Source organism: Johannesbaptistia floridana, from assembly GCF_057440575.1.
Genome location: NZ_JALKVM010000322.1, coordinates 1 through 7981, shown reverse-complemented (window position 1 = coordinate 7981; position 7981 = coordinate 1). Strand labels below are relative to the sequence as shown.

Annotated in this window: 5 protein-coding genes, 1 tRNA gene and 2 pseudogenes; 7 read left to right on the top strand and 1 reads right to left on the bottom strand. The window is 37.6% G+C overall.

Annotated elements, in window-relative coordinates; genetic code table 11:
* The 5 genes and pseudogenes from MW688_RS18620 to MW688_RS18600 all read left to right on the top strand — a co-directional run.
* Positions 1 to 78 (top strand): annotated as a pseudogene (locus tag MW688_RS18620) (hypothetical protein); the annotation flags it as partial.
* A pseudogene (locus MW688_RS18615) lies at positions 41 to 205 on the top strand (pentapeptide repeat-containing protein); the annotation flags it as partial. The pseudogenes MW688_RS18620 and MW688_RS18615, both read left to right, overlap by 38 nt.
* Positions 206 to 289: 84 nt before the next feature.
* Entirely contained in the window at positions 290 to 592 is a 303-nt protein-coding gene (locus MW688_RS18610; protein WP_486737512.1) for a pentapeptide repeat-containing protein, read from the top strand.
* A gap of 1656 nt (positions 593 to 2248) precedes the next feature.
* Entirely contained in the window at positions 2249 to 3640 is a 1392-nt protein-coding gene (locus tag MW688_RS18605; RefSeq protein WP_486737511.1) for a hypothetical protein, read from the top strand.
* A 201-nt stretch (positions 3641 to 3841) separates the two neighbouring features.
* Positions 3842 to 3928: transfer RNA gene (locus MW688_RS18600), tRNA-Ser, on the top strand.
* Between the two features lie 10 nt (positions 3929 to 3938).
* Here the strand turns inward: MW688_RS18600 and MW688_RS18595 are convergent.
* Positions 3939 to 4979: an S-layer homology domain-containing protein gene (locus MW688_RS18595; RefSeq protein ID WP_486737510.1), complete on the bottom strand. Its 1041-nt coding sequence runs from the start codon at positions 4977 to 4979 to the stop codon at positions 3939 to 3941.
* 167 nt (positions 4980 to 5146) lie between these two features.
* On the opposite strand from MW688_RS18595, the gene MW688_RS18590 reads away from it, so the two are divergent.
* Positions 5147 to 6079: an ABC transporter ATP-binding protein gene (locus MW688_RS18590; RefSeq protein ID WP_486737509.1), complete on the top strand. Its 933-nt coding sequence runs from the start codon at positions 5147 to 5149 to the stop codon at positions 6077 to 6079.
* Positions 6080 to 6235: 156 nt separating this feature from the next.
* Entirely contained in the window at positions 6236 to 7804 is a 1569-nt protein-coding gene (locus tag MW688_RS18585; RefSeq protein WP_486737508.1) for a peptide ligase PGM1-related protein, read from the top strand.
* Positions 7805 to 7981 lie beyond the last annotated feature (177 nt).

Genomic DNA, 7981 nt, shown 5'->3' with positions numbered 1-7981 from the left:
ACAAGGTGCCTATTTAAGAGATGCCAATTTAAATTATGCCAATTTAAAAGGTGCCTATTTACAAGGTGCCTATTTAAGAGATGCCAATTTAAATTATGCCAATTTAAAAGGTGCCGATTTAGAAGGTGCTAATTTACAAGGTGCCAATTTAAGAAGTGCCAATTTACAAGGTGCCGATTTAAGAAGTGCCGATTTAGAAGGTGCCAATTTAAAAGGTGCCAATTTACAAGGTGCCAAATTACAAGGTGTTAAGTTAAATGAAAATACCCAGATAGATGCAAAATGGCTGATGGTTTGGGATATTCTTAATAATCCTACTCCCCAAAGAGATTTACAAGGTGCCGATTTACAAGGTGCCGATTTAAGAAGTGCCAATTTACAAGGTGCTAATTTACAAGGTGCCTATTTACAAGGTGCCACTTTACAAGATGCGGATTTAAGAAATGCCTTGTTAAATTATGCCAATTTACAAGGTGCCAATTTAAAAGGTGCCTATTTACAAGGTGCTAATTTAGAAGGTGCCAATTTAAAAGGTGTTAAGTTAAATGAAAATACCCAGATAGAAGAGAAATGGTTGAGTAATAAATTATAATTTATAAGTAAATCATGCAATTATAAAGAATTTTAAGTTTATGAGGAAGCAAGGCTTGCGCCCTACGTATACTCACATCTTGCATCTTTACTCTGCTGAGTAATTTCTGTAGAGGAATGGCGATCGCGATTTCTTGGACTACAGCAATACTATGGGAGTACTTGTTGACATTAGAACATTTTGATCCCCCCTAACCCCCCTTGAAAAACTATGCTTTATAAGGAACTCACCAAATCCTTGTATAGCTCCGGGAGAGGGGGAGCTCCGGGAGCAGGGGAGAGGGGGAGAAATTTTAAGTAAAATTACTTAATTTACCAAATAAAGTATTTTTTTATACATTATTTTTTAAAACAAAATCTGAAAAAGCACTGACCCACAAGTTATGGTTTTTGTCAAGTTTTATGTTAAGAAAGATGTTTATAAAGCATAGCTTGAAAAAGGGGGGAAAGAGCTTTATTTTGATGTCATATCAAGTTCGGGTGAATACTTACGATAAAAATGAGGTGAGGCAGGAGGCACCGAGGCACGGAGGCAAGAGAGGGAAGGAAGAAGGTATGAAGGTAGAACTTTATCATAACTAATTAAACGGACATGATATCAAACACCATAATGCGTAGACTCAGACCCTCGCACCTTTGCCAAAAGAAGAGGGGTGATGGTTGAGTCTTGAAGTCTTGAAGTCTTGAAGTCTAAAAGTAACAAGTTTTGAAGTTTTAAAGTAATGAGTTAAAGAATTAATGCTCAACCCTTAAAAATTGGTTGACCGAGTGCTACGATCTTAGGGTAAAGAGAAATGAACTTTTTCTGAGGTTAATTTAGTAAAAAGGAGTTAGATTGTTGGGTTTCGTTACCTCAACCCAACCTACTGGCTATCTGGTGGTGATTGAGTCTTGAAGTCTTGAAGTAACTCATGTAATTATAAAGAATTTTAAAGAGCTATAGTTGCTATGCTACCTACAATTACTCCTGGTATAATATCCAGGGCTGTTTCGTTCTAAAATTTTTCGTAAGCTAGAAGCTAGACACCACAAAAGTTGACGCTCTTTTTAGCTATTATTAGAAAAAAGGTGATTTATTATTAGCAAAAAATCCCTTCTCCCTGCTCCCTGCTCCCGTGCTCCGGTGCTCCTCCTCACCATTTTCTTTGTCAAGAACGAAACAGCCCTGGGGGGGGTATCAGGGCTGTTTCATTCTTAAAATTTACTAAAGTTGTAAGCATTTGATAGTAAGACTTTGAGCTGTTTTTTCTTCTGAAAAATAAATAAGGGAATTATTATTAAGAAAAAAATGTAGAATACTTGAGAAGAAAAGATTATAGTCAGCGATCGCCTGATTTTGACCAGAGAGAACGAAACAGCCCTGGGGGGGGGTATAATATAGCGATTCATAACATTTAATAACTTGGGTTCTCTTGATATTACTGGTAAATTAACATCAAACTAGGTTAGAAAGAGCGATCGCTCCTATGGTCTGGGAAGTATTACACATATTCCATATAGTAGTAGGGGCGCAAGGCTTGCGCCCTATCTTTAAAATATTAATAATAATACTAGTTGATTGTAAAAATTGATCGCCCCATAAAAGTTAGGATTAGCTAAACTAAGTAAATATTCAAAACCTGGATCAAGAGGTTAAAAGTACTCAAATAAGATAGAAATGAATTTATCAAAATCATCGACTCAAGTCAATAGTAATCGTAATTGGCGATTAAAACCAGGCTACTTTAATAAATCTGGTTCAGAATTTGAAGCAATTCAAATTCTTCTGGGTAAATTTCTCGCGGATCGCCATTCTCCAGATCCCTTGATTCATAAATCCCTTGTTGAGGAAAATCCTAATTTTGAATGGGGGAAAGGTCAACCGTTAGAAAAGGTGATAGATTCTCAAGAAGCATTTGAGTATTTAATGATGAATCCTCAATTATTTCGCAATGCGATCGCGATTATTGAACCATGGGAACACGTAGGTTATAATCCCTTAGGAGAACACGTCAGGGCTTCGGTAAATGTTGCTTACATAACTCAGAAAATAGCTGACTGTGACTCAATTTTATTTCCCTTATGGTCTTCAGGGTTATTTGATTTAAATAAGCTAGTAGCGATAATTAGTGCAGGTTTAGCTATTATAGTGGAGGGGGGAGATCCTACATTGCGGGATCCTTCTAGTTTTGAAGGATCTAAATGTTCTCATGCAGAAATGGTAAGACTGACAGAAGAGATCATTTTAGCCCGCACGCCTGTAAGTGCTATGGCAATTTTTATTTGTCTAGGACATCAATTAGCAGCTCAAGCTCATATTAGTTTAATCAGAAGAGCTGTTAAAACAGTTTTAGAATTAGATAGATTAGAAAATGATCCCGATGGCAAAGCTTTAAGAATACTTAAACGTATTTGTCAACAGATACAAAAAATTGGCAGTTCCCTACAAGTCAAGAAAAAAGATGGTCGAATTGTTGCCAACAATTGGGAAGATCCAGAATTTGCCGTGGCAGTCAATGAAGTACAGGAAGTGGGACATAGAGATTTAGTACACTATCAATCTCCTGATATTGATGCTTCTGGCATTCCCGAAGAATTAATTCTCGCCCATGAGGTGGCCGCTGATGAACATGAAGGCGTCATAGATACATCTATTGAGTACGAACAAAAACTGAATATTTCCATGTTCCATACCGATGAAGTGAATGAAGAAGCTATTTTGTTTGCCAATTGGGCTTATCGTTTAATTCATAACGCCTTGATTCCTTGTCGGCATATTGTGGCGAATAGTTCTTTATCTTGGTTAATCAAGCTTCCTGATGCTATAGAAATTTTGTGTTCAACTACTGATAATGACCAAGTTATCACTGAGTGTTCGGCTACTTGTATTAACTATAAAGATTTTGAGAGTAAAGAGGTTCGTCGTTCTTTCACCTGTCAATTTCATCCAGAACTACTTGCCGATTTGCGTGTAGTGGGTAAGCGTCAACCTCCTTCCTATGAAGAGTTAAAAGTAGACGATGGCGCTAGATTATTTGTTCGACTACTCTATGAAGGTTTGCACGAATAATAGTTAAACTATATATAATAATGTTAACTTATGTTAAACAAGTTAACATTATTTTCATTTTATTCTTTGACTATTTTATCTCAAAGATGTTCATCAAAAGCTTATCTAGAGAGTGTTTTACTTTTTTTGAGGAGATAAAATCAAAAAAAATCTTGCAAAAACAGACTTTGATATGGTAACATTATAAATTGTGACCATCATGGAGAGATGGCCGAGCGGTTGAAGGCGCAGCACTGGAAATGCTGTTTAGCGGTAACGTTAACGAGGGTTCGAATCCCTCTCTCTCCGTACCAATTAACTAAGGTTGAAAAATATATTCAGACTCAATAGGTTCTAACTTATCTTGAGTAACTAAAGCTTGGTGAATCATCGCTAAAGTTTCAGCACGAGTAACCATTTGGTCAAAGTTAAACTCATCTTTGTTGGGATAGTTAACCACTAAACCAGACTCAATCGCAGCGGCGATCGCCGGACGTGCATATTCTGGAATCTCTTCCCAATCTGTATAGGCTTCTTGTAGGATAGTTTCAGCATTTTCACTAGGTTCTAGTTCACTGCCACTAACCAAAGATAATAAAACCTGTAGTTTAGTGATTGGTTGACCTGGTTTAAATACTTCTTCGGGATAACCTTCCAAAAACTTAGCTTGAACAGCATTTTCTATCATGATACCCATACGAGACTCTTCATCTAAGTCCTTAAATTCTTGTTCTCCCTCTTTAGCTCGTAGTTGAAAAGTTTCATTAAGAAGTACTGCATATTGTTCTCGGGTAAGATTTTCCTCTGGGTTTAAATTCTCGTCACTTGATGCTGTAATCAATTGTTCTTCAACTAAGGGAGCTATAAAAGAATAAGCCCAATAATCTTTAGTAACATCAGCATAAAGGGGAGTAACCTCTTCTGGTAGTGTCGTTTCTACCTCTGGAATAGGTTCAGGATCTATTTCTGTTTCGGTAACAGGGGGAATAGGGGGAATAGGTTCAACAGTTACTCTAGATTGAGGAATAGGTTGAGGTTGAGTTTCAACGGGGACAGGAACAATAGTGGTTGTGCTAGGTTGTGATGCTACTTGTGGAGGTTTATCTTTAATGAGATATTTAGTATCTCTAGGTTCAGTTTCTCTAGTCGGTCTATTGTTTATCGCCAAGGGAGCTTCAGTAGTGCTAGAAGTAGTTCCACTGAAAAGAGGACTAGCAAAAAAATTATCGTCTCTAGTGAGAGAATAAACTAAAATAGTACCAATTACGCCGAAGGATAAGATAACAGCGATTGTTTCATCTAAATTAAGCTTTTTATTTGGTCCAGGAGAATTAGGGTCTGAAGGTCGTTGATTAGTCATAATTATTACTTGTTGATTTCTGTAAAAATTTACTTGTTCGTAGTTTAGCAACTCAAACAAGAGAAAACAATTGATTTTATTTTGAGTATGATTTTTCTTAAATAAAATTTTGGTTAAAATAATCCCATACTAGCCTTTTTGGTGATAGGGGATATATCGGGCAAATAATGATTGAAGTTAGACGTCTTAAAAAAATATATGGTTCCACTGTGGCCATTGAAAATATAACTTTTCGGGTCCAAAAAGGAGAAATACTCGGTTTTTTAGGTCCCAATGGTGCCGGAAAAACCACTACCATGCGTATATTAGCAGGCGCTATTCCAGCTACAGCAGGTACGGCTAAAATAGCAGGTTATGATGTTCACAATCAAGGCATGGAAGTTAAAAAACGTATTGGTTACTTACCAGAAACACCACCCCTTTATCCAGGAATGACGGTAGAAGGATTTCTCAATTTTGTGGCCCAAATCAAGGGAGTTAGCCCAAAAAACCGCTCCAAAAGAATCAAAGAAGTAATTAAAAGATGTAGACTACAAGAATATTATGATGTACTTATTCATAAACTCTCGAAAGGTTATCGCCAAAGGGTAGGAATAGCTCAAGCTTTAGTACATAATCCTCCAGTAATTATCCTCGATGAACCGACGGCAGGATTAGATCCTCTAGAAATTATAGCGGTACGAGAACTGATTCGGAGTTTGCGCCAAGAACATACGATTATTTTATCAACTCATATATTACCAGAAGTGAGTATGACTTGCGATCGCGTCACCATTATCAACAGAGGAAGGGTAATCAAGAGTGGTCGTTTAGATAAACTGATGGCAGAATTAGCTCAGAGTTTTAGCTATGAATTAGAAATAGAAGGTGCAACAGAAAACTTAATCACCGACTTACAAAGGATTCCTGGAGTATCTCAAGTTAAGCTTCATTCAAATCCTAATACTACTCGATTTAAACTAGAAATCAACTGTACACCTAATCAAGAACCAGGCAAAGAAATAGCTAAGGTAATTGTTAATTATCACGGTTTAAATCTCTACGAAATGCGCCGCCATCGTCCTAGTTTAGAGGATATTTTCTTGCAACTAACGGCCTAAGCTCAGATCTTGTCTGAGTTAATTGTTTATATCAAAATATATCAAACTATTAAGAAAGATTAACCAAAATTAAGCAATATTAAGCAAGATTTAAACTAGGTGGAAAAGAAGATTAAAATATAGAGATTAGGAGGGAAAAAGATTAAAAATCAAAGTATGCAAAGCTTAGATAGCCCAAAAATAGAAACAATTCTAGAGTTTGAAAAACTACAACAAATTCTGCGCGATCGCTGGTCAGAAACAGACATCTTAGAACAAGATGACCATGATATTCTGGTGATTCCCTCCTTCAGCATTAACCAAGAAGTGGGTCAAACCGTGCCTGGGTTTCTTCACTATGAAGAGAGATTATTATTTTCCCTAATTAGATTACGTAACCCTCACACACGTCTAATTTACGTGACAGCTTTACCCCTGTCACCGATGATTATTGACTACTATCTACAATTACTGCCAGGGATACCTTTTTCCCACGCCCGCCAACGCTTACTCTTACTCTCTACCTATGACGCTTCATTTAAACCCTTAACAGAGAAAATCCTTCTGAGACCTCGTTTAGTAGATAGAATTCGTCGGGCGATGCGTCCTAATAAATCCTATATAGTCTGCTTTAATTCTACATACTTAGAACAAGAATTATCAACTCAACTAAATATTCCACTTTTCGCCTGTAGCCCTAACTTACTTTATTGGGGGTCAAAAAGTGGCAGTCGTGAGATTTTTCAAGAATGTGAAATTCCCCATCCCGATGGCAGTCTCAAACTCAATAGCGTTGAAGCAGTAGTAGAAGAAGCCGCGCAATTGTGGCAACGTCAACCCCAATTAAAACGCATAGTTGTAAAACTCAATGATGGTTTTTCTGGGAAAGGCAATGCAATTTTAGACCTAAGACCTTTTGATTCTCCCCATAGTTTTACCGAAAGAGTTAACGCTGTGCGTCAGGGGTTAGAGGTGATGAATTTCCAAACTAGTACAGAAAACTGGTCAAGTTTTTCTCGGCGTATTTCTCAACTAGGTGCCATTGTTGAAGCTTTTATTGAAGGTGAAGAAAAACGCTCCCCCAGTGTTCAAGGTTATATTACTCCTGATTCTCAAGTAGAAATAATTTCTACCCACGACCAAATTTTAGGAGGTTTAGACGGCCAAGTTTATCTAGGTTGTCGTTTTCCTGCCGATGATGCCTACCGCTTACAATTACAAAAAATTGGTCTAAAAATTGGTCAAGCTTTAGCAGCTAAAGGCGCTATGGAACGTTATGGAGTTGATTTTATCGCCGTCCGTAAAGGCAAAACCTGGGATATTCAAGCGATTGAGATTAACCTCCGTAAAGGTGGTACTACTCACCCTTTTATGACTCTTAAGCTTCTTACTAACGGGACTTATGATTATCAAAGTGGTTTATTCTATAGTCCTGAAGGAATACGTAAGTACTATATGGCTTCAGATAACTTATCTAAACCTGAATATATGGGACTCTTGCCTAATGATTTAATGGATATTGTGGCCCAACATAGTCTTCATTTTGATGTAAGTACCAAAACAGGAACCGTCTTCCATTTGATGGGGGCACTTTCGGAGTTTGGTAAATTGGGATTAACCAGTATTGGTAATTCTTGGGAAGAGGCTGAGGCAATTTATGCAGAAGTAGAAAGAGTATTAGATTTAGAGACTTCTTCTCATGCTAATTTTGGTATTTCTTCAAGTTTACCAATTACTTGGAATTAGTTTATAGGGAACAGGGAATAGCCACAGAAGGCGCAAGTATGAGCCACACAAGAGCGCAAGTATGAGCCCCACAAGGGCGCAAGTATGAGCCCCACAAGGGCGCAAGTATGAGCCACACAAGAGCGCAAGTATGAGCCCCACAAGGGCGCAAGTATGAGCCCCACAAGGGCGCAAGTA